The sequence below is a fragment of the Pseudomonas grimontii genome, from assembly GCF_007858185.1.
Lineage (GTDB): Bacteria > Pseudomonadota > Gammaproteobacteria > Pseudomonadales > Pseudomonadaceae > Aquipseudomonas > Aquipseudomonas grimontii.
In genome coordinates, this window is sequence record NZ_VFES01000001.1 from 820,108 (window position 1) to 843,167 (window position 23,060).

The 23,060-nt window shown below is 63.0% G+C and carries 21 protein-coding genes and 1 riboswitch; of the genes, 4 read left to right on the forward strand and 17 right to left on the reverse strand.

Annotation, left to right across the window (positions count from 1 at the left end):
- Nucleotides 1-108: 108 nt before the first annotated feature.
- The 9 genes from FIV39_RS03940 to FIV39_RS03985 all read right to left on the reverse strand — a co-directional run bounded on the left by FIV39_RS03940 (nt 109) and on the right by FIV39_RS03985 (nt 10,760).
- Nucleotides 109-801 (reverse strand): pseudouridine synthase, encoded by a 693-nt coding sequence (locus FIV39_RS03940; RefSeq protein ID WP_090408165.1) that lies wholly within the window; start codon nt 799-801, stop codon nt 109-111.
- The gene (locus FIV39_RS03945; RefSeq protein WP_090408162.1) at nt 791-997 is read right to left on the reverse strand and encodes a cysteine-rich CWC family protein; all 207 of its coding nucleotides are present in this window, start codon (nt 995-997) and stop codon (nt 791-793) included. The genes FIV39_RS03940 and FIV39_RS03945 overlap by 11 nt, the downstream gene beginning before the upstream one ends.
- A 48-nt stretch (nt 998-1,045) precedes the next feature.
- Entirely contained in the window at nt 1,046-4,627 is a 3,582-nt protein-coding gene (gene uca, locus FIV39_RS03950) for an urea carboxylase (protein WP_146371478.1), read from the reverse strand.
- Between the two features lie 163 nt (nt 4,628-4,790).
- On the reverse strand, nt 4,791-5,420 hold the full coding sequence (locus tag FIV39_RS03955) for an urea amidolyase associated protein UAAP2 (RefSeq protein WP_090408158.1): 630 nt from the start codon (nt 5,418-5,420) through the stop codon (nt 4,791-4,793).
- A gap of 9 nt (nt 5,421-5,429) precedes the next feature.
- Nucleotides 5,430-6,155: an urea amidolyase associated protein UAAP1 gene (locus tag FIV39_RS03960; protein ID WP_090408155.1), complete on the reverse strand. Its 726-nt coding sequence runs from the start codon at nt 6,153-6,155 to the stop codon at nt 5,430-5,432.
- A complete protein-coding gene (locus FIV39_RS03965) occupies nt 6,152-6,916 on the reverse strand; it encodes an ABC transporter ATP-binding protein (protein ID WP_090408152.1) in 765 nt (254 codons plus the stop codon). The genes FIV39_RS03960 and FIV39_RS03965 overlap by 4 nt, the downstream gene beginning before the upstream one ends.
- Nucleotides 6,913-7,728 carry an ABC transporter permease gene (locus FIV39_RS03970; protein WP_090408149.1) on the reverse strand — a complete coding sequence of 272 codons (816 nt, stop codon included), beginning with the start codon at nt 7,726-7,728 and terminating at the stop codon, nt 6,913-6,915. Before FIV39_RS03970 ends, FIV39_RS03965 begins: the two co-directional genes overlap by 4 nt.
- A 12-nt stretch (nt 7,729-7,740) precedes the next feature.
- Nucleotides 7,741-8,808: a putative urea ABC transporter substrate-binding protein gene (locus tag FIV39_RS03975; protein ID WP_090408146.1), complete on the reverse strand. Its 1,068-nt coding sequence runs from the start codon at nt 8,806-8,808 to the stop codon at nt 7,741-7,743.
- Between the two features lie 60 nt (nt 8,809-8,868).
- Nucleotides 8,869-8,970: riboswitch (guanidine-I (ykkC/yxkD leader) on the reverse strand.
- Nucleotides 8,971-9,137: 167 nt separating this feature from the next.
- Nucleotides 9,138-10,760, reverse strand: coding sequence for a methyl-accepting chemotaxis protein (locus FIV39_RS03985; RefSeq protein ID WP_090408142.1), 1,623 nt, complete (start codon nt 10,758-10,760; stop codon nt 9,138-9,140).
- Between the two features lie 316 nt (nt 10,761-11,076).
- On the opposite strand from FIV39_RS03985, the gene FIV39_RS03990 reads away from it, so the two are divergent.
- Nucleotides 11,077-11,448, forward strand: coding sequence for a hypothetical protein (locus tag FIV39_RS03990; RefSeq protein WP_081744398.1), 372 nt, complete (start codon nt 11,077-11,079; stop codon nt 11,446-11,448).
- Between the two features lie 54 nt (nt 11,449-11,502).
- Here FIV39_RS03990 and FIV39_RS03995 read toward each other — a convergent pair whose 3' ends face one another.
- Entirely contained in the window at nt 11,503-12,615 is a 1,113-nt protein-coding gene (locus FIV39_RS03995) for an enoyl-CoA hydratase/isomerase family protein (protein WP_090408139.1), read from the reverse strand.
- Between the two features lie 136 nt (nt 12,616-12,751).
- On the opposite strand from FIV39_RS03995, the gene ung reads away from it, so the two are divergent.
- Complete coding sequence (gene ung, locus FIV39_RS04000; RefSeq protein WP_090408136.1) at nt 12,752-13,444, forward strand: uracil-DNA glycosylase; 693 nt, start codon at nt 12,752-12,754, stop codon at nt 13,442-13,444.
- 126 nt (nt 13,445-13,570) lie between these two features.
- Here ung and FIV39_RS04005 read toward each other — a convergent pair whose 3' ends face one another.
- The 5 genes from FIV39_RS04005 to FIV39_RS04025 all read right to left on the reverse strand — a co-directional run bounded on the left by FIV39_RS04005 (nt 13,571) and on the right by FIV39_RS04025 (nt 18,960).
- Nucleotides 13,571-14,608 carry an AbrB family transcriptional regulator gene (locus FIV39_RS04005; protein ID WP_090410125.1) on the reverse strand — a complete coding sequence of 346 codons (1,038 nt, stop codon included), beginning with the start codon at nt 14,606-14,608 and terminating at the stop codon, nt 13,571-13,573.
- Entirely contained in the window at nt 14,601-16,115 is a 1,515-nt protein-coding gene (locus FIV39_RS04010) for a tripartite tricarboxylate transporter permease (protein ID WP_032888527.1), read from the reverse strand. The genes FIV39_RS04005 and FIV39_RS04010 overlap by 8 nt, the downstream gene beginning before the upstream one ends.
- Nucleotide 16,116: 1 nt before the next feature.
- A complete protein-coding gene (locus tag FIV39_RS04015; RefSeq protein WP_090408132.1) occupies nt 16,117-16,575 on the reverse strand; it encodes a tripartite tricarboxylate transporter TctB family protein in 459 nt (152 codons plus the stop codon).
- Between the two features lie 63 nt (nt 16,576-16,638).
- The gene (locus FIV39_RS04020) at nt 16,639-17,622 is read right to left on the reverse strand and encodes a Bug family tripartite tricarboxylate transporter substrate binding protein (RefSeq protein WP_090408129.1); all 984 of its coding nucleotides are present in this window, start codon (nt 17,620-17,622) and stop codon (nt 16,639-16,641) included.
- A 45-nt stretch (nt 17,623-17,667) separates the two neighbouring features.
- Nucleotides 17,668-18,960, reverse strand: a complete 1,293-nt coding sequence (locus FIV39_RS04025; RefSeq protein ID WP_090408123.1) for an OprD family porin — start codon at nt 18,958-18,960, stop codon at nt 17,668-17,670.
- A 235-nt stretch (nt 18,961-19,195) separates the two neighbouring features.
- On the opposite strand from FIV39_RS04025, the gene FIV39_RS04030 reads away from it, so the two are divergent.
- The gene (locus tag FIV39_RS04030) at nt 19,196-19,867 is read left to right on the forward strand and encodes a response regulator (RefSeq protein WP_027604325.1); all 672 of its coding nucleotides are present in this window, start codon (nt 19,196-19,198) and stop codon (nt 19,865-19,867) included.
- Nucleotides 19,860-21,245, forward strand: coding sequence for a sensor histidine kinase (locus FIV39_RS04035; RefSeq protein WP_090408120.1), 1,386 nt, complete (start codon nt 19,860-19,862; stop codon nt 21,243-21,245). Before FIV39_RS04030 ends, FIV39_RS04035 begins: the two co-directional genes overlap by 8 nt.
- Here FIV39_RS04035 and FIV39_RS04040 read toward each other — a convergent pair whose 3' ends face one another.
- Together FIV39_RS04040 and ygfZ are read right to left on the reverse strand one after the other, a co-directional pair.
- On the reverse strand, nt 21,246-22,067 hold the full coding sequence (locus tag FIV39_RS04040) for an HDOD domain-containing protein (RefSeq protein ID WP_090408117.1): 822 nt from the start codon (nt 22,065-22,067) through the stop codon (nt 21,246-21,248).
- A gap of 36 nt (nt 22,068-22,103) precedes the next feature.
- The gene (gene ygfZ / locus FIV39_RS04045) at nt 22,104-23,045 is read right to left on the reverse strand and encodes a CAF17-like 4Fe-4S cluster assembly/insertion protein YgfZ (RefSeq protein WP_090408114.1); all 942 of its coding nucleotides are present in this window, start codon (nt 23,043-23,045) and stop codon (nt 22,104-22,106) included.
- Nucleotides 23,046-23,060: the final 15 nt, after the last annotated feature.

Genomic DNA, 23,060 nt, shown 5'->3' on the forward strand with positions numbered 1-23,060 from the left:
ATAGGCGACTCGTCAGTCATAATTTGGCTGACGGTTTGATTCAAGCAGTAGACCGGGGATGCCGCAAGTCGCAGAAATGGGTTTTTGCCATCACCGGCCGAACGGTCATCAGACCTGTCGGATTTCTTCCTCGGACAGCGCCCGATACTCGCCCGGCGCCAGGGCCATATCCAGTAGCAATGGGCCCATTCGCTCACGGTGCAGGCCGATCACTTTGTTGTTGAAGTGCCCGAACATGCGCTTCACCTGATGATAGCGGCCTTCGATGATGCTCAGTCGTGCCAGGCGTGGCCCCAACAGCTGCAGTTCGGCCGGTTGCGTCGTCAGGTCTTCAAACGCGAAATACAGGCCCGCCGCAAAGGTTGCCGCGTAGTCGGGGCCAATGTCCTGCTCCGTCTCTACCCGATAAACCTTGGGCAGCTTGGTCTGCGGTTGCGTCAGGCGCCTCGACCATTGGCCATCGTTGGTGATCAGCATCAGGCCGGTGGTGTTGAAATCCAGGCGACCGGCGATATGCAGCTCGCTTTTGTCCGGCTCATCCAGCAGGTCCAGGACCGTCGGGTGTTGCGGGTCCGAGGTAGCGCTGACGCAGCCCTGGGGTTTGTGCAGCATGAAATAGCGCGCCGCTTTGCCCGCCTGCAGCACGTCATCGTCAACGCACACGCGGCTGAATTCGCGCACTTCATGCTGAGGGTCACTGACTGCCGCACCATCCACCGTCACCCGCCGCTCCACCAGCAACATGCGCACTTGCTGGCGATTGAAACGCGGCAGGTTGCTGAGGAAACGGTCAACGCGCATGGCGAAGCTGCTCATCCACTTGGGCACAACGCGGGCACAGGCAGGCCTTGTTGCGCACTTCATCGGGCAGCGCTTCAAGCACCGATGAGTCGATGGTGACGCTGTAGCACCAGCAAGGTTGGTCGGCGGTGCGTGGGTCGGCCAGGGTGCAATCGTTGCGGGCACCGCAGGCGGGGCAAAGGGTTGGCGTGGTCATGGTCGGTGGGGGCAGGGCCTCGGAAGTCCCTGCACGATACAGCGCCGGTCAGTCCCGTTCCAGCACCACGACCCGTTGCCCGGCGCCAATGCCGCTGCCCGGTTGCACCGGGATTTCCCGCACCACCCCGGTAAAGGGCGCCAGCACCGGGATCTCCATTTTCATCGACTCCAGGATCACCAGCACGTCCCCGGCCGCCACCCGCGCACCCACGGCCACCTGCACCTGCCAGAGGTTGCCGGCGATATGGCTGTCGATGCTGTATTCATTGGCCGTAAGCGGGGTGTCTTGGCCCGGTGGCGCCGCGAGCTCTTCGCTGTCGAAATGCGCTTGGCCGCTGGCAATCCAGCGCTCGCGCTCAGCGTTGAAGGCGTGCTGCTGGTGCTCACGAAACGCGCCAATGCTCGCGGCTTCCCGCGCCAGAAACGCTTGGTAATCCGCCAGGTTCAGCGTGCTTTGTTCGATGCTCAGCTCGAAGCGTCCCAGGGGGAAATCCCGACGAATCCGCACCAGCTCATCCGCGCTCACGGGATAGAACCGAATCTGATCGAAGAAGCGCAGCAGCCAGGGTTTGCCGTCAAACGCCGCCACTTCGCGATAGCGGTTCCACATCTGCAAGGTGCGCCCGACAAACTGATAACCGCCGGGCCCTTCCATGCCGTACACGCACAAATACGCGCCGCCGATGCCCACCGAATTTTCGGCGGTCCAGGTGCGGGCCGGGTTGTACTTGGTGGTCACCAGACGATGACGCGGGTCCAGCGGCGTGGCCACCGGCGCGCCGAGGTAGACGTCGCCCAGGCCCATCACCAGGTAGCTGGCGTCGAACACGGTGTGGCGCACTTCATCGAGGTTGGCCAGGTCGTTGATGCGACGGATGAACTCCAGGTTGCTCGGGCACCACGGGGCGTCCTTGCGCACGGTGGTCATGTATTTTTCGATGGCCAGCTGGCACGCCGGGTCGTCCCAGGACAGCGGCAGGTGCACGATGCGCGAGGGCACTTGCAGGTTTTGCCGGGTGCACACGGTGGTCCATTCGTGGCTGATCAGTGCCAGCAGGTCGGCCAGGGGCAGTTGTTCGGGCTGGTAGTGGATCTGCAGCGAGCGGATGCCCGGGGTCAGGTCGATCACACCCTTCAACGCATGGGTTTCCAGGGCCTGCATCAGGGCATGGCCGCGAAAGCGCAGCACCAGGTCCAGCTCGGGCGCACCGATTTCCAGGAGCAGGTGGGTGTCGCCGGCGAGGCGGGCGACCAGGCGGGTGTCGGCGTGGCCGATGTCCAATACCACCGGTGATTCAATCGCACAGTGAGACCGAGTTGCCTGCATCGCGGGCAAGCCCGGCTCCCACGTTTGATCCCAGTTCAGGGCGAGGTCGCGGGCGGTCCTGAGGTCCACGGGATCAAAGCGAATCTTGTCACCGGCCTTGAGCTGGCCGAGTTGCCAAAGGTCCGCCTCGATCACCGTCACCGGGCATACAAAACCGCCCAGGCTTGGCCCATCCGGCCCGAGGATCACCGGCATGTCCCCGGTGAAATCCACCGCGCCGATGGCATAGGGGTTGTCATGGATATTCGACGGATGCAGCCCCGCTTCGCCGCCATCCGTGCGTGCCCAAAGCGGCTTCGGCCCGATCAACCGCAAACCGGTGCGGCTGGAGTTGAAATGCACTTCCCATTGCGTGGCGAAGAAGGTGTCGATGTACGCCGGCAGGAAATATTCCGGCGCGCCATGGGGGCCATAAATCACCCGTAATGTGCGGACCTCTGGCAGCGGTTCAGCGCCTGATTGTTGCCCGGCGCTCAGGTCTTCCAACGGCAACAGATGCAACACATCGCCCGCCCGTAAAGCACGACCACCATGCCCGCCAAACTGGCCGAGGGTGAAGGTGCTTTTGCTGCCCAGGTAGTCCGGCACTTGCAGCCCGCCCCGCAGGCACAGGTAACTGCGCGCACCGGCTCCGGCGATGGTGCCGAGGCTCAGGACCGACCCGGCCTCAACCAACAGCGCGGTGTTCATCGGCACTGTTTGATCATTCAACAGCAGCGGGATTTGCGCTCCGGTCACCGCAACAACGGCCGCGCAATTGAAGCGCAACATCGGCCCGCTCATGGTGATTTCCAGCGCCGCTGCCCCCTCGTCGTTGCCCAGCAGGCGATTGCCCAGACGCAGCGCGCGGCTGTCCATCGGCCCCGACGGCGGCACGCCCACGGCCCAGTAGCCGAGGCGGCCGGGATAGTCCTGCACACTGGTTTGCGTGCCCGCGCTGATCACTTCAAACGTGTTGGCCACGTAGACCAGGTCTTCCAGGCACCGCGTCCACGGCCGGCCATTGGCGAAAGGCGGGGCCAGCAGGATTTGGCGCAGGTAATCGCGGTTGGTTTCCACGCCGTACAACTGACTGTCACTCAACGCCTGATGCAGGGCCAGGCGCGCCTGTTCGCGGGTGGGCGCCCAGGTGATGAGCTTGGCGATCATCGGGTCGAAGTAGGGCGGGATCTCGCAACCGGCCTCCACCCAGGTGTCGATCCGCAGGCCCTCGGCCTGTGGGAAATCCACACAGGTCAGCAAGCCGGGGCTCGGCTGGAAATCGCGGCCCGGGTCTTCGGCATACAAGCGTGCCTGGATCGCGTGGCCTTGGGGGGTTAACTCGAGTGTGTTCAGCGGCGGCATTTCCCCGGCCGCCAGTTGCACCATCCAGCGCACCAGGTCCACGCCCCACACCTGCTCGGTGACGCCGTGCTCCACCTGCAAGCGCGTGTTCACTTCGAGGAAGTAGAAGCGCCCGTCAGCACTGTCATAGATAAATTCCACGGTGCCGGCGCTGCGGTAATTCACGGCCTTGGACAGGGTGATGGCGGCCGCGCACAAGGCCTCGGCCATGCCGTCGGGCAGGTTCGGCGCCGGGGTTTCTTCGAGGACTTTTTGGTTGCGCCGTTGCACCGAGCAGTCGCGCACGCCGAGGGCGATCACTTCACCCGCGCCGTCGCCGAACACCTGCACTTCCAGGTGGCGCGCGTGCTCGATGTACTTCTCGATAAACACGCCGGCATCGCTGAAATTGTTCTGCCCCAGGCGTTTGACGGCCTCGAAGGACTCACTCAACTCCACGCTGCTGCGGCACACGCGCATGCCGATACCGCCGCCACCGGCGGTGCTTTTGAGCATCACCGGGTAGCCCACGGCGTCGGCGGCGAGCAACGCAGAGGCGAGGCTGTCGAGCAGTTCGGTGCCTTCCAGCAGCGGGATCTGGTGCTGCTTGGCCAAGGCGCGGGCGGTGTGCTTGAGGCCGAATACACGCAGCTGTTGCGGCGTTGGCCCGACAAAGGCGATGCCCGCGTGTTCACAGGCCTCGGCAAACGCGGCGTTCTCCGACAGGAAGCCGTAGCCGGGATGAATCGCCTTGGCCCCACAGGCCTTGGCGGTGGCGAGGATTTTTTCCACCGCCAGATACGTACTGGCCGCCGCGCCTTCGCCAAGGCTGTAGGCCTCGTCGGCTTGCTGGATATGCAGGCTCGCCGCATCGGCCTCGGCGTACACGGCGATGCCCTTGACCTGCAGCTCGCGCAAGGTGCGCAGGATGCGGCAGGCGATGGCGCCACGGTTGGCGATCAACAGTTTTTCGAACATGGCAAAACCCTGCGGGCCGTCCCGCAAAGTGGGGGAGCACTGCGGTCGTCCGCAGTGCGTGCAGTCAGTGTGGATCCCACATTGGCGCTCTATTGTTTTCGGATGCACTGCCCGCTGCGGGATTGGCACAGGGCAAATAACCAATGGCGCAGGCGCTTGAGTTTCAGTTCCATACCAGCAGCTCCGCAGGGGTGGGGTTGTAGGCGTTGCACGGGTTGTTCAACTGTGGGCAGTTGGAGATCAGCACGATCACATCCATCTCGGCGCGCAGGTCGACGTACTTGCCGGGGGCGGAAATGCCGTCTTCGAAGGTCAGCCCACCGTCGGCCGTTACCGGTACATTCATGAAGAAATTGATGTTCGGCCCGATGTCGCCTTTGCCCAGGCGGCCGTCGTGGGCACAGGCGCGCAGATAGTTGTCACGGCAGCTGTGCATGTAGCGTTTTTCCAGGGCGTAGCGCACGGTGTTGCTCTCTTGGGCGCAGGCGCCGCCAAGGGTGTCGTGACGCCCGCAGGTGTCATCGACGATGGTCAGCATCGGCTGGCCGAGGTTGGAATACAGCACGCTGCCGGTGCCCAGGTACACGCTGTTTTGCCGGCGCAACGTGCGTTGTACGTCGTAGCGTTCACGCGGGTTTTTCACGCTGTAGAACAACGTGTCGACGGCCTGGTTGCCCTCCAGGTCGAGGATGCGCAGGGTCTGCCCGGCCTTGACCTCCATCAGCCACGGCTCGCCGGCGGGGATGGTTGTGCGGTAAACGGCCGCGTCCGGTTGTTTCAGTGCGATAGACATGGCAGCTCCTCAGGCGAACAGGCGGTCGGTGTTGATAAAGCCGCGCTCGTTTTCCGGGCGCGAGGTGCGGCAGTGTTCGGCGACGCTTTTGTCGGCGTTCATCCAACTCAGTTTCAGCGGTTGCGGCGCGTACTGTGGGTTGGGGTCCATCGGGTGTTGCAACGCAGTGAGCACCACCAGGGTGTCCATCGGCGCGTAGAGTTCGATGTAGTCGCCGGCCTTGGAATTGCCCGGTACAAAGTGCAGGCCACCGTCGCTGTCCACCGTGACTTTGCTGAACAGGTTGAGGGTCATCAGCAGGTCGGACAGGCCCAGCCCCCACTTGCCCAACTCCACCAGCAGGTTGTCGGTGCCGTTGCGGAAGAAGCCGTTGCGCAGTTCCTGATAGCGGCCCTGGCCGTACTTCTCGGCGACTTCGGCGGCGCACAGCACACCGCCGATGCTGTCGCTCCAGCCGCAGGTGTCGGCGGTGATCGCGGCCAGCACGCGGCCCATGTCCGAGTACAGGCAATGGCCGGTGGTGAGCTTGGCGGTGTGTTGGCATTTGAGGCTGTCGGGCAGGTTCAGGCGCTCGGTTTTTTCGTTGGCATTGAGCAGGGTCAGGCTGACGTTGGCGCCGCCGCGAAGATCGGTAAGGCGCAGCAGTTGGCCGCGCTTGAGCACGAACGAACGGTGGCCGCCGCCGGGCAGCATTTCTTCGGCGAAGGGTGGGAACAGTTGGGTGGAATCGGTCATTTGGAAGAGGCTCCAAGTTCGGCGGCGAGCGCCTTGCGGCGTTCGCTGTTCAAAGGGATGTCGTAGGTGATGCGCGCGCCGTAGGCGCCGGGGGCGTGGGGGTCGACGCGGACCTTGTCGAACACCAGCAGGCGCGTGCCGAGGCTGAAGCCTTCGCTCAGGTCATGGGTGACCATGAACACCGTCAACCGGGTTTCGCGCCACAGTTCCAGCAGCAGCTGGTGCATGTCTTTGCGAATACCGGGGTCGAGGGCGCCGAAGGGTTCGTCCAGCAGCAACACGCGGGGTTTCATGATCAGGGCCTGGGCGATGGCCAGGCGTTGTTGCATGCCGCCGGAGAGTTGCGCGGGGTACTTGTCCAGGGCGTGGCCGAGGCCGACTTTGTGCAACAGCGCGGCAGCCTGTTCGCGGGCGTCCTTCTTGGCTCTACCGAACAGCCGTCCCAGCAAACGCGAGCGCGGCAGTTCCAGGCCGAGGGCGACGTTGTCGAGCACAGTCAAATGTGGGAACACCGAGTAGCGCTGGAACACCACGCCGCGGCTGGCATCCGGCTCGGCGGCGAGGGCCTGGCCGTCCAGCAGGATCTGGCCCTTGCTCGCGGTTTCCTGGCCCAGCAGCAGGCGCAGGAAGGTCGACTTGCCACACCCGGACGTACCGACCAGCGTGCAAAACTCACCCTCGGCGACGTGCAGGTTGAGGCCTTCGAGTACCACTTGGTCGCCATAGCGCTGCCACACATTATTGACGCTGATAAAGCTCATGCCCGCGCTCCTTCGTACCAGGGGAACGCACGCCGGGTCAGGGCCTTGAGGCCCCAGTCCATCAGCCAGGCGAGCAGGGTGATCCACACCACGTAAGGCAGGATCACGTCCATCGCCAGGTAGCGGCGCACCAGGAAGATCCGGTAGCCCAAGCCGTCGGTGGAGGCAATGGCTTCGGCGGCGATCAAAAACAACCACGCCGAGCCGAGCATCAGCCGCAGCGAGATCAACAGGCGCGGCAGCAATTGCGGCAATACCACACGCAGCATCAGGGTCCAGGTGGAGGCGCCGAGGGTCTGCGCCTTCACCAGCAACTCCACCGGAATTTCCCGCGCGCGCTGTTCAAGATCACGCGCCAGGCAGGGGGTGACGCCGATGACGATCAGCATCACCTTGGACAATTCCCCCAGCCCGAACACGATGAACAGAATCGGCAGGATCGCCAGCGGCGGCACCATCGACAGCACCGTCAGCAGCGGTGACAACGGTGCGCCAAACAGCGGCAATGTACCGGCGGCGATCCCCAGGCACAGGCCGGCGAGAGCGCTGATGCCCAGGCCGATGGCGAGGCGGCGCAGGCTGGCGGCGCTGTCCTGCCACAGCACGTATTCGCCAGTGCGGGTGTCGGCGTTGAAGGCCAGGCGCTTTACCGCATCAATCATTTGTCCGGCGCCGGGCAGCAGCTTGTCGTTGGGGTTGTCTGCCAGGCGCTCGGCCGAGCCCACGAAGTAGGCGAACAGCAGCAGGGCGAACGGCAGCAGCACCAGCAACAGGCGGCTGGAGCGGTCCGGGTGACGGTTGATCAGGCGCATGGCCGGGTCCTCTTACAGCTTGCCGTCGGCGGCCATCTGCACGTAGCTGGGGTCGAATTGCAGCTTGAGGTTGGCCTTGTCGCCGCTGGTCACGCCGTTTGCGAAGCTCATGCCCACGGCGCTGGTGTCCTTGGCGCCCTCACCCAGCAGGCCGTGTTTAAACGAGAACTCGGCGACTTTGCCCATGGTGGCGGGCAACTGCGCACTGGTGGCGAAGGCCAGGGCTTCCTTGGGCGTGGCGAACAACTTGGTGGTGTCCAGTTGCGACTGGAAGCCCGCAAGGTCAGTGCCGGAAGCCTTGGCCATATGTTCCAGGGCTTCGGTGCTGGCGGCGCCCTTGGCGTTCATCAGCGCGACCACTTCGAACCAGGCGCCGGTCAGCGCTTTACCTAGCTTGGGGTTGTCTTTGAGGACCTGGGTGTTGACCACCATCATGTCCATGATTTCGCCGGGCACTTTGCTGGAGTCGAACACTTGGCTCACGCCAGGCTTGGCCTTGATCTCCGAGAGCATCGGGTTCCAGGTGGTCACGGCCTGGACCTGTTCGGTGTTGAAGGCCGCCGCGATGTCGGCATCGGACGTGTTGACCACCTTCAGGTCTTTTTCGCTGAGGCCCGCCGATTCCAGCGCGCGGGCCAGCAGGTAGTGGGACACCGAGAGTTCCACCAGGTTGACGTTCATGCCCTTGAGGTCGGCCACGGTCTTGCCGCTGCCTTTGATCACTACGCCGTCGTTGCCGTTGGAGAAGTCGCTGACCACCAGTGCGGTGCTGTCCACGCCACCGGCGGCGGGGATGGTCAGGGCGTCCATGTTGGTCATGGTGCAGCCGTCGAACTGGCCGGCGGTGTACTGGTTGATGGATTCGACGTAGTCATTGAGCTGCACCATGTCGATGGTGATGCCGTATTTCTTCGCCCACTTGTCGAGGATGCCTTGGCTGCCGGCGTATTCCCACGGCATCCAACCGGCGTAGATTGTCCAGCACACGCTGAAGTGGTTTTTGGGGGCGGCTTGGGCCTGGAAGCTCAGCACGGCGGCAAAGGCGGCGGCGAGCAGGGCGGGTAAACGGATTGAGGGCATGGGGCTTCTCCAGTTGATCAAGGGCGAGCAGGAGCAACGCGGCACCGTGAACGGTGGCTTGTCTCCCGGGCTTTTATCCCGCCGTGTAACCTCAACTGGAGGTCGCCAACTCTCGGACCAGCCACTCGCTTTTGGCGAGCCGGAACCCTAGTCGGCCATTGCAAATTGTGGTGCCGCGAACCTGTATCAATCCTGCACGCAAGAGATAAAGCGAGAGTCGTGCCAAGTGGCTGCGACGCCCGGCTGTTCAGCCGCGTGGGCGGGAGAGGAGGGCGTAGAAGAGGGGGATGTGCGCCACGCGGGTGCGTCGGCGCACTGCTATGAGGCGATTATAACTGGAACTTGCTGACCAACATATTGAACGAGGTGGCCAGCCGCGACAGGTCCTGGCTCGAGGCGTTGGTCTGGTGGGCACCGGCGGCGGTCTGGGTCGACAGGTCCTGGATGTTGAGCAGGTTGCGATCCACTTCACGGGCCACCTGGGCCTGTTCCTCGGATGCCGAGGCGATCACCAGGTTGCGCTCGTTGATACTGGCCACGCTGGCGGTGATGCGCTCCAGCGCCTGGCCGGCGTTTTGCGCCAGGGTCTGGGTGTTGTTGGCCCAGTTCAGGCTCTTGTTCATCGCGGCCACGGCACCATCGGCGCCTGCCTGCACTTCACCGATCATTTTCTCGATGTCGACCGTGGAGGTCTGGGTGCGATGGGCCAGCGCGCGAACCTCATCGGCCACCACCGCAAAACCACGACCTTGCTCACCGGCACGGGCGGCTTCGATGGCGGCATTGAGGGCCAGCAGGTTGGTCTGGTCGGCAATGCCACGGATCACATCAATCACTTTGCCGATTTCGCGCACCTGGCCGGCGAGGTCGGCGACCGATTGGGTCGAATCGTTGATCTCCACCACCATCGACGACATGCCCGACACCGCCTGCTCCACCTGCTGGCGGCCGTCCTCGGCTTCGGTGGTGGCCTGACGCGAAGCTTCCGAGGTCGACACGGCGTTGCTCGCCACTTCGTCGACCGCTGCGGTCATCTGGTTGACGGCGGTGGCGGCTTGTTGGATTTCGTCGTTCTGGCGGGTCAGCCCACGGGTGCTTTCATCGGTGACCGCACTCAGCTCTTCGGCTGCCGAAGCGAGCTGGTCGGAAGCGTTGGCGATTTCCATCAGCGTGCTTTTCAGGCCGCCTTGCATATCGGACAACGCCATCAGCAGTTGCCCGGCTTCGTCGGTGCGGTCGGTGGTGATGGCTTGGGTCAGGTCACCCTTGGCAATGCGCTGTGCGTTCTCAACCGCTTGTGCGATAGGACGGGTGATCAGGCGTGTGATCAGCACGCCGATGATGACGGCAATGATGAAGGCCAGGACAATGCCGCTGATCATCCAGATCAACGCGCTGCTGCGAAGGTCCTCGGCGGCGATGGCGCCTTCCTTGATCTGGCGGTTGTTGGACTCGATCATCACGCGGATCAACTCGCGCGCCTGGCGGAACAGTTCATTGTTGGTGCTGTTGAGCTGCGCGCGGGCCTGCTCGATCTGGCCACTGTCGAGCAGCGACATGATGCGGTCGGCGCTGCTGATGTAGTTCGGCCATATCTGGTCAAGCTTGTCGCCTGCCGCCCGTTCATCGTCTGCCAGCAGCGTGGCGCGATAGGTGGCGTAGGCACTCTGGCTGCGTTTGAGTTCGTTGGCGATGTCCTGGCGCACACGGTCACGGTCTTGTTGGGCCACGTCGCCGTTGCTCGCATCCATCAAGCGGTACAAACCACGGTTATGGGCGACCAGGCCGTTGAGGGTGGAGGCGGTGTTGCTGACGGACACCAGGTTATTGGAGAACGTCAGTTCCAATGCATTGGCGAGGCGTACCACGCTTTTGATACCCAGCAGGCCGACCCCGAGGGTGACCAGTGCACACAGTAGAAATGAAAGCAGCAGTTTGGTTGAGATTTTCATGGCTCGGATCCGGCGAAAGTGGCGAGGGATGCACGTTAGAGCCTCCCTGGCTCATGCGATGCCATAGTGACATCATCGCAATCGGGAAAGTTTCGGGCCAGAAAAAATTACTGAATCGATAAAGCTACGCGATGGGTGAAGTGCTGTTGCGCAGTAAGCCTGGAGCTGGGTAGCGGTTCTTTGTATTGGTGTATCAAGTTGTTACCAAAACGCACCAGATTCGGTTTTTGATGTCAGATATTTCGTCATTCAGTGAAAGCTGAATGCCGCCCCCCAGCGTCGCTGGAGGTGCTCTTTCGCGGTCCAGGAGGCCGCCATGTATCGACGACTGCTGCTCAGCGCTTTACTCGGTCTGACCCTTTCCGCTTGTGTGCCCTACTACGATGGAGGCCAGAGCTATTACCGTTCCGAGGTCTACACCTCACCGGCACCGGCGTATTACTACGGCGGCGGTACGGCGTATCAATATCGCCGTGATTACTACCCGTCGCCGCGCTACTACGCACCGGCACCGCGTTACTACTCGGCGCCGCGTTATTACCAGCCAGCACCTCGCTATTACCCGTCAGGGCCAAGGGCGGGTTACCGGCCTTACCCGAACCAGGGCTGGGGTGATCGTTGGAACAATGGCGGGCATGGACGCGGTGGCGATCATGACCGTGGAGGTGGCCGCGGCGGTCACCGTTGACAGGCCCACAAAAAAGCGGCGCATGAAGCGCCGCTTTTTTATGCGTGCAAAACGTCAGTAATCGGACAAATCCGCCAGCGGATGCCGGCCTTCCCACGCCTTGGTGAAATGCGCCTGCACCACGGCGTCCGGGACCGTGTTGATGTTCGGCCAATGCCAGTGGGGCGTCTGGTCCTTGTCGATCAACCGCGCGCGCACCCCTTCGCTGAACTCCGGATGGCGGCAGCAGTTCAGGCTCAGGGTGTATTCCATCTGGAACACCTCGGCCAGTGACAGGTGCCGGGCACGCTGGATCTGTTCCCACACCAGGTGCGCGGTCAGCGGGCAGCCTTCGCTCAGTGTCTTGCCGGCGCGGTTGAACAGCGGGTCGGCGTGGTCACACAGCGGGCTCAAGGCGCGCCAGGCGCTGCGCACATCAGCGACGTCCAGCCATTCGTCGACCTGTGCCCGGCGTGGCAGCCATTGCGCTTCAGGTTGTTGAGCCACGGCTTCCTGGGCCATGGCCTTGAGCAGGCTGTTGAGCTGTATCGCGGTCTGTTCCTGCCAGTTCAGTTGCAGTAAGCCATCGAGCAGCTCGTCTTGTTGATCGTCGCGCAGGAAACGGTCGGCCAGGCCCAGGTCGAGGGCGTCACGGCCGTTGATATGGGCGCCGGTGAGGCCAAGGAATAAACCCAGCTTGCCGGGCAGGCGCGACAGGAACCAGCTGGCGCCCACATCCGGGTACAGGCCGATGCTGATCTCGGGCATGGCCAGGCGGCTGCTCGGCGTGACAATTCGTATGGCCGCGCTTTGCAGCAGGCCCATGCCACCGCCCAGCACGTAACCGTGGCCCCAGCAGATCAGCGGCTTAGGGTAAGTGTGCAAGCGGTAGTCGAGGCGATATTCCGCGGCAAAAAACTGTGCGGCCAGGGCGGGGACTTCACCCGGCTGCTCGCGGCAGGCCTGGGCCAGGCTGCGCACTTCGCCGCCGGCGCAAAATGCCTTGGGCCCGTTGCCACGCAGCAGCACGCAGGCGATGTTCGGGTCTTTGGCCCAGGCCTCCAGGCGATCAGTCAGGGCCAGGATCATCGGCAGGGAGAGGGCATTGAGGGACTTTTCAGCGTCAAGACTGGCGATGCCAATGCGGGCACCGTCGCTGCCGGTCAGTTCTTCGAAGTGCAGATTCATCGTGACCTCAATCGAGAAGGTGAAGGATCAGTATGATCGCTTCGTGGGAAAGTGCCGCTGGTGTGTCAGATCAATTGACAAGCAGGGCCGGCTTTCCTAGGGTTCGCCTCATTCTTTTTTACAAGACAATTCGACTATGACTGAAGGCGACCGTATCAAACTCGAACCCAGCTGGAAACACGCCCTGCGTGATGAGTTCGATAAGCCCTACATGGGCCAGTTACGCGAGTTCCTGCGCCAGGAACATGCCGCCGGCAAGGAGATCTACCCGCCCGGTCCGCTGATCTTCAACGCGCTTAACTCAACGCCGCTGGACAAGGTCAAGGTGGTGATCCTCGGCCAGGACCCGTACCACGGCCCCGGCCAGGCCCACGGTCTGTGCTTCTCGGTGCAACCAGGCGTGCCGGCGCCGCCGTCGCTGGTCAATATCTACAAAGAGCTCAAGCGCGACCTGAACATCGACATCCCCAACCATGGCTACCTGCAAAGCTGGGCCGACCAGGGCGTGTTGATGCTCAACACCACCATGACCGTCGAGCGGGCCAACGCCAACGCGCATGCGGGCAAGGGCTGGCAGTTCTTTACCGATCGAGTTATCGAAGTGGTCAGCGAGCACCAGCCGCATCTGGTGTTCCTGTTGTGGGGCGCCCATGCCCAGGGCAAGCAGAAGCTGATCGATGCCACCAAGCATTTGGTGCTGACGTCGGTGCACCCCTCGCCGTTGTCGGCGTATCGCGGGTTCCTGGGCTGCGGGCATTTCAGCCGCACCAACAAGTTTCTTGAGCAGAATGGCGAGACGCCGATTGAGTGGCGGTTGCCGCCGCTCTAAGGCCAGGCACATTCAAATCTGGGAGGGGACTTGCCCTCGATAGCGGTGTATCAGAAACATATTCAGTAACTGACACTCCGCCATCGGGGGCAAGCCCCCTCCCACATGTTGAACTGTGTCGAAGGTTTAGAATTTTTCCGGCTGACGGTTCCAATGCCGAAACAACGGCTCCGCCAAAAACAGCACAAACAACAACCGCATTACCTGCATGGCTGTCACCAACGGCACCGACAGTTGCAGGGTCTCGGCCGTCAGGCTCATCTCGGCAATCCCGCCGGGCATCATGCCCAGGGTCAGCGAGCGCAGGTCCAGATGGGTCAAGGCACTCAAGCCCACCGCTGCCAACGTCGCCAAGGCCATGGTCAAGGCCGTGCCGATCAAGGTGCGAACCATGAACGACGGTGCACGACGGAAGAACTCCCGATTGAAGTGACAGCCCAACCCGCTGCCGATCAGCCACTGGCCAATCTGGCTGCCGCCGTCGGGCAGGCCGATATGCAGCTCCCACACCACGCTGGCCGTCGCACTCACCAGCAATGGGCCGAACAGCCATGGGTTTGGCTGACGCAAGCGCTGCCATCCCCAGGCCACCAACGCGCCGATGGGAAACAGCAACGCCAGCCACGCCCAGCTCACCGGCGCCGGATGAAACTGCGGCGCACCGCCGTCCAGCAAATACTTGAAGATCGCCGGCACGCACAGCACCACCACCAGCACGCGCAGACTCTGCCCCGCCGCGACACGGCTGAGCACCGCGCCATTGCGTGCGCCGAGGTTGACCATCTCGCCGGAACCGCCCGGCATGCTGGAGAAAAATGCGGTGGCGCGGTCTTCACCGCTGCGGCGCATCAACCACACGCCGACCACGCTCGACAGGCTGGTGACCAGCGCGCCGAAGAAGATCAGGCCGAAATGGCTCATCACCTGTTCGATCACCACCGGAGTGAAGTGCAGGCCGATGCCGATGCCCACCACCCATTGGCCGCATTTGCGCCCGCCGGGAATCTCCGCCAACTGCCACGGCGTTAGGCAACGCACGAGGATGATCGCCAGCAACGAGCCGACCATATACGGCAACGGCCAGCCGACCAGGCTGGCCAGGTAACCGCCGGCCAGACCGACCAGCGGTGTTCCCCACCAATGTTTAAAGGTGACCTCAGACATCGGCCACGGCACGACGCTGTTGGGCACGTTTACGCCAGATACGCAGCAACGGTACAAACAGCATGATGGCGGTCAGCACCCAGACGCCAAAGGTGATCGGGCTCGACCACAGGATTTCCAGCGCACCGTTGGAGATCGACAGTGCCCGGCGCAGGTTCTGCTCCATCAGGCCGCCGAGGATAAAGCCCAGCAGCACCGGCGACAGCGGGAAATCCAGCTTGCGCAGGATGTAGCCGAAGATACCGATACCGACCATCAGGAACAGATCGAAGGTGGTGGCGTGCACCGCGTACACACCAATCGCGGTGATGATCGCGATCACCGGCACCAGCGCCCAGTTCGGCACGGCGAGGATGCGCGTGAAGATGCGGATCATCGGAATATTGAGGATCACCAGCATGATGTTGGCGATAAACAACGACGCGATCAGGCCCCAGACAATGTCGGGTTGCTGTTGGAACAGCAGCGGGCCGGGGGTGATGTTGTACAGCGACAGGGCGCCGATCATCACCGCGGTGGTGCCCGAACCAGGTACACCGAGGGTCAGCATCGGCACCAGGGCGCCACAGGCGGACGCGCCGATCGCGGTTTCCGGTGCAGCCAGGCCGCGCATGTCGCCCTGGCCGAATTTACCGCTGGCACCAGCCAGGCGTTTCTCGGTCATGTAGGCAACCGCCGAGGCCAATGTGGCACCTGCGCCGGGAAGCACGCCCATGATGAAACCGAGCAGGCCGCAGCGGATGTTCACCACGAACACCGACCCTGCTTCCTTCAGGTTGAACATCATCCGCCCGGTGGCTTTCACTGCTTCCTGGCCACGGTGGGTTTTTTCCAGCAGCAACAGGATCTCGCTGATGGAGAACAAGCCCAGCACCAGCACCACAAACTGGATGCCGTCGGTCAGGTGGATGTTATCGCCGGTAAAACGGTACACGCCGCTGTTGGCGTCGATGCCGACGGCCGAAAGGAACAGGCCGATCAGCGCCGCCACGAAGGTTTTCAACGGTTTGTCGCCGGCCATGCCGCCGAGGCAGACAATCGCGAACACCATCAGCACGAAGTATTCCGCCGGGCCGAAGGCAATCGCCCATTTGGCCAGCAGCGGCGCAAACAGCACCATGCCGCAGGTGGCGATAAACGCGCCGATGAACGAACTCCACGCCGACAGCGACAGCGCCACGCCGGCCAGGCCTTTGCGGGCCATCGGGTAACCGTCGAGGGTGGTCATCACGGTGGAAGCTTCGCCCGGGATGTTCAGCAGGATCGAGCTGATACGGCCGCCGTATTCGCAGCCCAGGTACACGGCCGCCAGTAGGATCAACGCCGATTCCGGCGGCAGGCCCAGGGCGAACGCGATGGGGATCAACAGCGCCACGCCGTTGATCGGGCCCAGGCCCGGCAACAGCCCGACCACGGTACCGATCAGGGTGCCGCACAGGGCGGTCACCAGGTTGTAGGGGGACAGTGCAACGCCGAAGCCCTGGCCCAAATAGCCGAAAGTATCCATATCAGTTCTCCAGAACGTCGAGCAGGCCGAGGGGCAGCGGAACATCCATGGCTTTATCGAACAGCAGATAAAGACCGATGGCTATCAGGCTGACGATCACCACACTGGGCACCCAGCGGCCGCCATACAGGCGTGCCATGGGGATGCCGATCAGCATGCTGCTGAGGATGAAACCCAGGGGCTCGAAGGTGGCGGCGAACACGATCAACAGCGCCACGCAGATGCTGATCTTGACCAGCGTCTGGCGGTCGAGCGCGGGTTCTTCTTCGGTGTGTTGGGTCGGTTGTGGGCGGATCAGCATATAGATCAGCGCCAGGCTCATCAGGCCGAGCATCAGCAACGGGTAGGCCCGAGGCCCGACCGGTTCGTAGGAAAACGCTGCCTGATACGGCCAGGCCATCAGTGCCAGGCCGGCGCAGGCCAGCAACAGCACAGCGGCAAAAATGCGTTGTAAGAGCATGTAGAACTCCTGGGCCACGCCCGCTGTGGAGGAGGGCGTGGCCGCGCAAGGAAGAAGGGGCGATTACTGGATCAGGCCGAACTCTTTGGCCAGCACTTTGTAGTCAGCCACCTGTTTCTTCACGTAGGTGTCCAGCTCCGGGCCGGTCATGGCGAACGGGAACAGCTCGCGCTGGTCACGCAGCTTGGCGAAGTCCTCGGAGGCCAGCAGTTTGTCGAAGGCATCTTTCCACCAGGCGTAGTCGGCATCGCTGACTTTTGGCCCGAGGTAGAAGCCACGCACCACCGGCCAGACGATGTCGTAGCCTTGCTCTTTGGCGGTCGGAATATTCTTCATTTCCGGCTCGTCCAGGCGCTCCTCGGAGAACACCGCCAGCAGGCGCATGTCACCGCTGAGGATGTGCGGCATGGAGTCGGAGATGTCGGTACTGCCGACCTGGATATGCCCGCCGAGCAGTGCGGTGGCGATTTCACCGCCGCCTTCGAGCGCCACATAGCGCAACTCGCGCGGGTTGATCCCGGCGGCCTTGGCGATCAGGGCGGTTTGCATCCAGTCCTGGCTGCCGACGGTGCCGCCGGAACCGATCACCACGCTGCCCGGATCTTTCTTCAGGGCTTTGACGAGATCATCGAGGGTCTTGTAGGGCGAATCGGCTTTCACCGCGATGGCGCCGTAGCTTGTCCCCACGGCGGCCAACCAGCGTACGGCGCTCTCATCGAAGCGCCCGAACTTACCCTGGGCCAGGTTCAGCAGCGAACCGCTGGACCAGGCCACCAACGTACCGCCGTCCGCAGGACGCTGGGCCACCACCGCGTTGTAGGCCACCGCGCCCACGCCGCCCGGCATGTAGGTCACGCGCATCGGCTTGCTCAGCAACTTCTCGTTGACCAGCGCGCTTTGCGCCAGTTTGCAGGTCAGGTCAAAACCGCCGCCAGGGGAGGCCGGGGCGATGCACTCCGGGCGCTTGGGTTCGTCGGCGGCCAGCAGGTGGCCGGCGAACAGCATGCAGCCGGCGGCGAGGGCAAATTTACGCAGTGAAGGGGTCATGGTTATCTCCGTCATTGTTGTTATGAGTGGCTTACCAGGCACTACTTACCAGAGTGCAACGCTGTAGCTGACCAGCACGCGCGTTTCATCCGCATCACGGGCTGAGTAGTTGGAGCGGTACGTCGCGTTGCGCAGGCGCACGGCCACATCCTTGAATGTGCCGCTTTGCACCACGTACTTGATCTCGCTGTTGCGTTCCCATTCCTTGCCGGTGTCGCCGTTCCTGAGCTTGATATTGTCACCCGAGAGGTAACGGCCCATGAAACTCAGGCCGGGAATGCCCAGCTTGGCGAAGTCGTAGTCGTAGCGCGCCTGCCAGGAGCGCTCTTCGGCGCCGGCAAAGTCGTTGATCTGCACGAAGTTGACCAGGTACGGGTCGCTGCCATCCACATACGGAAACGCGCTGTCGCCGGACATATGCTGATAGCCGGCGCTGAGCTTATGGCCATTGAGGGCATAGCTGAACAGGCCGTTGAGAGAGGTGTTGTCGATCTTGCCGCCACGGGCGCTACCGGTGTCATCGCTGATCGCCAGGCGCAGGTCGGTGGCGAAGGTACCGGGGCCCATCGGGCGCGCGGCGACCAGGCCGAGGAAGTGCTGGCGATACACGTCGTCGAGTTGGGCGAAGTGGTAGCTGCCGGTGATCTTGTCGGCGAACTTATAGTCGACGCCGCCGAAGTTGAAATGCTTGCCGGTGGCGCCGCTGAGGAAGCGGCTGTTCTTGTTATTGAGGGCGATGTCTTCGTAGTTGCTGTCGTCGCGGTCCTTGGCTTTGTCGAGACGGCCGCCGGTGAAGACCAGGTTCTTGAATTCCTTGGAGGTGATCAGGCCACCGTTGAAGGTCTGCGGCAGGATACGCCCGTCGTTGGGCTTGAGGATCGGCAGCTCGGGCATCAGCGAACCGATCTTCAGCTCGGTAGCGGAAATCTTCACTTTGCCGGTCAGGCCCAGCTTGGAGTACTCGTTGGCGGCGCGGCCATCGTCGTGGGTAGGCAGCAGGCCGGTGCCGGTGCGGTCGGGGCTGGAGTCGAGCTTGACCCCGAGCATGCCCAGCGCATCCACGCCAAAGCCGACGGTGCCGTCGGTGTAGCCCGATTGCAGGTTGAGCATGAAGCCCTGGGCCCATTCGTCGCGCTTGGATTGCTGCGCGCTGGTGCCGTCGCGAAAGTCGCGGTTGAAGTACATGTTGCGGGTTTCCAGGGTCGCGCTACTGTCTTCGAAGAAGGCAGCCTGGCTAAGCGGCGAAAAGCCGGCAAGGGCAGCGGCACTGGCAAGGGCGGTGTGGGTCAGGCGGGAAATACGAACAGGCGGGCAAGCCTGGGGCTGTGTCGACAGCATCGTGGTGCACTCCGTTATTGTTCTTATTTTGGCGAAAACGCTTCGAGGCGTTTTTCGGGCGCGACCCATCAGGTCGCTCGGCAGGCATGACCTACCGTGGCTGGATGCTAAAGGGCGAAGCTTTCACTAACCTTTCAGCTGCCTTTCAATGTTTTCAGGCTTCACAGGGCAGTCGGCGCCTGTAAACTGCCCGGCAAAGCGTGGCGTCGACCACGTCCGAATAAGGTGGAAATCCATGCGTGTCCTTCTGGTTGAAGACCATCTGCAACTCGCCGAAAGCGTCGCTCAAGCGCTCAAGAGCACGGGTTTGACCGTTGACGTATTGCACGACGGCGTGGCCGCCGACCTGGCCTTGAGCAGTGAGGATTACGCGGTCGCCATCCTGGATGTGGGCCTGCCGCGCATGGACGGTTTCGAGGTGCTGGCGCGCTTGCGGGCGCGTGGGAAAAACCTGCCGGTGCTGATGCTGACCGCGCGCAGCGATGTGAAGGACCGCGTGCATGGCCTGAACCTGGGCGCCGATGATTACCTGGCCAAGCCGTTCGAACTGACCGAGCTGGAAGCGCGGGTCAAGGCGCTGCTGCGCCGCAGTGTATTGGGCGGCGAACGCCAGCAGGCCTGCGGTGTGCTGGTCTATGACCTCGACACCCGCCGTTTCACCGTGGGCGGCGAGCTGATGACGTTGACCTCCCGCGAGCAAGCCGTGCTTGAAGCGCTGATCGCCCGCCCAGGCCGGGTGATGAGCAAGGAGCAACTGGCCTCCCAGGTGTTCGGCCTGGACGAGGAGGCCAGCCCCGATGCCATCGAAATCTACGTGCACCGCCTGCGCAAGAAGCTCGATGGCCAACCCATCGCCATCGTGACTTTCCGTGGCCTCGGCTACCTGCTGGAAGCCCGCGATGCATAAGCCCAGCAGCCTGCGCTGGCGCCTGCTGTGGAACCTGGCGCTGTTGCTGGTGCTGTTGATGCTTGCCAGTGGCATGAGCGCCTATTGGAATGGTCGCGAAGCGGCCGACACCGCCTACGACCGCACGCTGCTCGCCTCGGCGCGGACCATCGCCGCCGGCTTGACCCAGGTGGACGGCACCCTCAGCGCCAACGTGCCCTATGTCGCCCTGGACACCTTTGCCTACGACAGTGCCGGGCGCATCTATTACCAGGTCAATGACATTAATCAGAAGCTGATTTCCGGCTACGAAAATCTTCCCGGCCCGCCCCCCGGCACACCGCGCACCGACGATTACCCGGCGCTGGCGCGTTTCTACAACGCCAAATACCAGGGCCAGGAAGTGCGGGTGGTCAGCCTGCTCAAGGCGGTCTCCGAACCGAACATGAACGGCATGGCGGAAATCCGCGTGGCCGAAACCGATGAAGCTCGCGTGAGCATGGCCCGCAGCCTGATGGCCGACACTTTGCTGCGCCTGGGCATGCTCGCCATCGGCGCCTTGTTGCTGGTGTGGTTTGCCGTCAGCGCCGCCTTGCGCCCGCTGGAGCGCCTGCGCACGGCGGTGGAAGAGCGCCAGCCCGACGACTTGCGGCCGTTGCCGCTGGTGGAGGTGCAGCATGAGTTCGGCCCGCTGGTGCGTTCCCTCAACCACTTCACTGAACGTCTGCGCGGCCAGTTCGAGCGTCAGGCGCAGTTTATTGCCGATGCATCCCACGAACTGCGCACTCCGTTGGCGGCGCTGAAGGCGCGCCTGGAACTGGGCCTGCGCGCCGAAGATCCAGCGACCTGGCGCAGTACCCTGGAAACCGCCGCCCAAGGCACCGATCGCTTGACCCATCTGGCCAATCAGTTGCTGTCCCTGGCGCGCATCGAAAACGGCGCGCGGGCGATTGCCGAAGGCGGCGCGCAGTTGCTCGACCTCAGCCAATTGGCCCGTGAACTGGGCATGGCCATGGCGCCGTTGGCCCACGCGCGCGGCGTGGCGTTGGCGCTGGAGGCGGATGAACCGGTGTGGTTACGCGGCGAGCCGACGCTGCTCAACGAGCTGTTGAGTAACCTGGTGGACAACGCCCTGGCGCACACGCCACCTGGCGGCAACGTGATCCTGCGGGTGACGGCGCCGGCGGTACTGGAGGTGGAAGATGATGGCCCGGGTATTCCGCAGGATGAGCGCGACCGGGTGTTCGAGCGCTTCTACCGTCGCAGCCAGCAAGGCATGGGCTCAGGCCTGGGGTTGGCGATCGTTGGCGAAATCTGTCGCGCGCATCTGGCGCAGATCAGCCTGCATGACGGCGAGCAGGCGGGGTTGAAGGTGCGGGTGAGTTTTATCGCCGGTTGATCAGTAGAACATCGAGCGGGCTTCATCCAGTTCGGCGCGCAGGTTGTCGCTGCCGGGGTCGAGGCGCAGCTTCTTGATCGCGGGCAGACTGGCGATCGACACGTCTGCCAGCGGATGATCGGTGCCACGATGGCAATACACGACGGCGATCTGCACCAGGTCGATGTAATCGAGGCTGGCGGAGTCGCGCGCCAGGTTCAGGTATTGGCCGGGTAGTTTCGCCAGCATCTCCGGGAAGTCCCAGCCACTGAGCAGCTTGTCACCCAGTGCCGGGTGGATGCTGTCGATCACGTGGTTGAGGCTGACGGGGTCGGAAAGCAGCTCGTAGTGGTCTTCGGCGTAAGTCAGGATCGGCAACACGCCGATCTGGTGCACCAAGCCGCCCAGGGCGGCCTGGTCCGGCTTGAGTTGGCTATGGCTGCGGCACAAGGCGTAGCTCACGCCTGCCACTTCGAGGCTGCGGCGCCACACATCGCGCATCTTCTTTTCGACCACGTCCGAGCGGGCATGGAAAATTTGCTCCATCACCAGGCCGATGGCCAGGTTGCTGCTGTAGTTGGTGCCCAGCCGGGTAATGGCGGTGTGCAGGTCGGTCACTTCCTGGCTGGCGCGCAACATCGGGCTGTTGACCACTTTGATCAGGCGCGCCGACAGGGCAGTGTCGCGCCCGATCACCTTGCTCAAGTGGCTGATGCTGATTTCCGGATCTTCCGCGGCCTGGCGAATGTTCAGGGCCACTTCCGGCAATGTCGGCAGAACCAGGTCATCGTTGTCGATGGCCTTTACCAACGCCTGTTGGACTTTTTCCGCCAGTTCGTTCATTCATGCTCTCTAGGGTATTGCAAAAAAATACGGCGACTAACGCTGGATCTCGCGATCGCGGTCAAGCGTGTAAGGCAGGTCAAGCAGTCGCAAGCCGGGGCCTTCCAGCGTGCCTAAGTGCACATCGCCACTATCGGCAGCTTCGGCTTGCAATACCGCCAGAAGTTCAATCACCTGGTCAGCTTTTGCTGCGATCACCACTTCGCCGATTGAACTGTTGTGGCTGGGGGAAAACAGCGGGGTGCCTGGCTCGGGCATTTGCGCCGCGTTCAGGCTCAAGCGGTACAGGCGACGCTTGAGTTTGCCCAGGTACTGCATGCGCGCGACGATTTCCTGGCCGGTGTAGCAGCCTTTCTTGAAGCTGACGCCGCCCACGGCCTGCAGGTTGAGCATCTGCGGGATGAACAGTTCGCGGGTCTGGGGCATGACCTGGCCGATACCGGCGCGGATCTGGCCCAGTAGCCAATGATTCAAGTCGGTTTGTGTCAGCTGCGCGGCCAATTGGCTGCGCACGTTGTCGGCTTGCTCGGCAGGTACCCAGAGTTCGGCGCGGGCAGGGGAGACGCGGATGGCGATCAGGTGTTCGGTACGGGCAACGCTGTCCGTCTCGGCCGGCACCTCAAGGCCAAGGCTGGTGAGCGCCTGATCGCCACCGATCACACCGAAACGCACCCAGGCGGCGCTTTCGTCGGTGAGCTTGGACTTGGAGAACACCGCATATTTCTTCAGGTCCGCCAGTTGCGGTTCGAGCAGTTCGGTGGCCATGGCCAGGAGTACGCCGTCGCCCTGCAAAAGAATGCGGAAGCTCGACTGCATGCGGCCTTTTTGCGTGCAGCGCGCACCGAGGCTGGCCTGGGTGTCGCTCAGGTAATTGAGGTTGCAGGTGAGTTGTCCCTGCAGGAACTTGGCAGCGTCGGAGCCGCGGACGGCGAGAACGCCTTCGTGGGACAAGGGGCAGAAGAAAGCAGAGTCGGCCATGGGTCATCGCAGGTC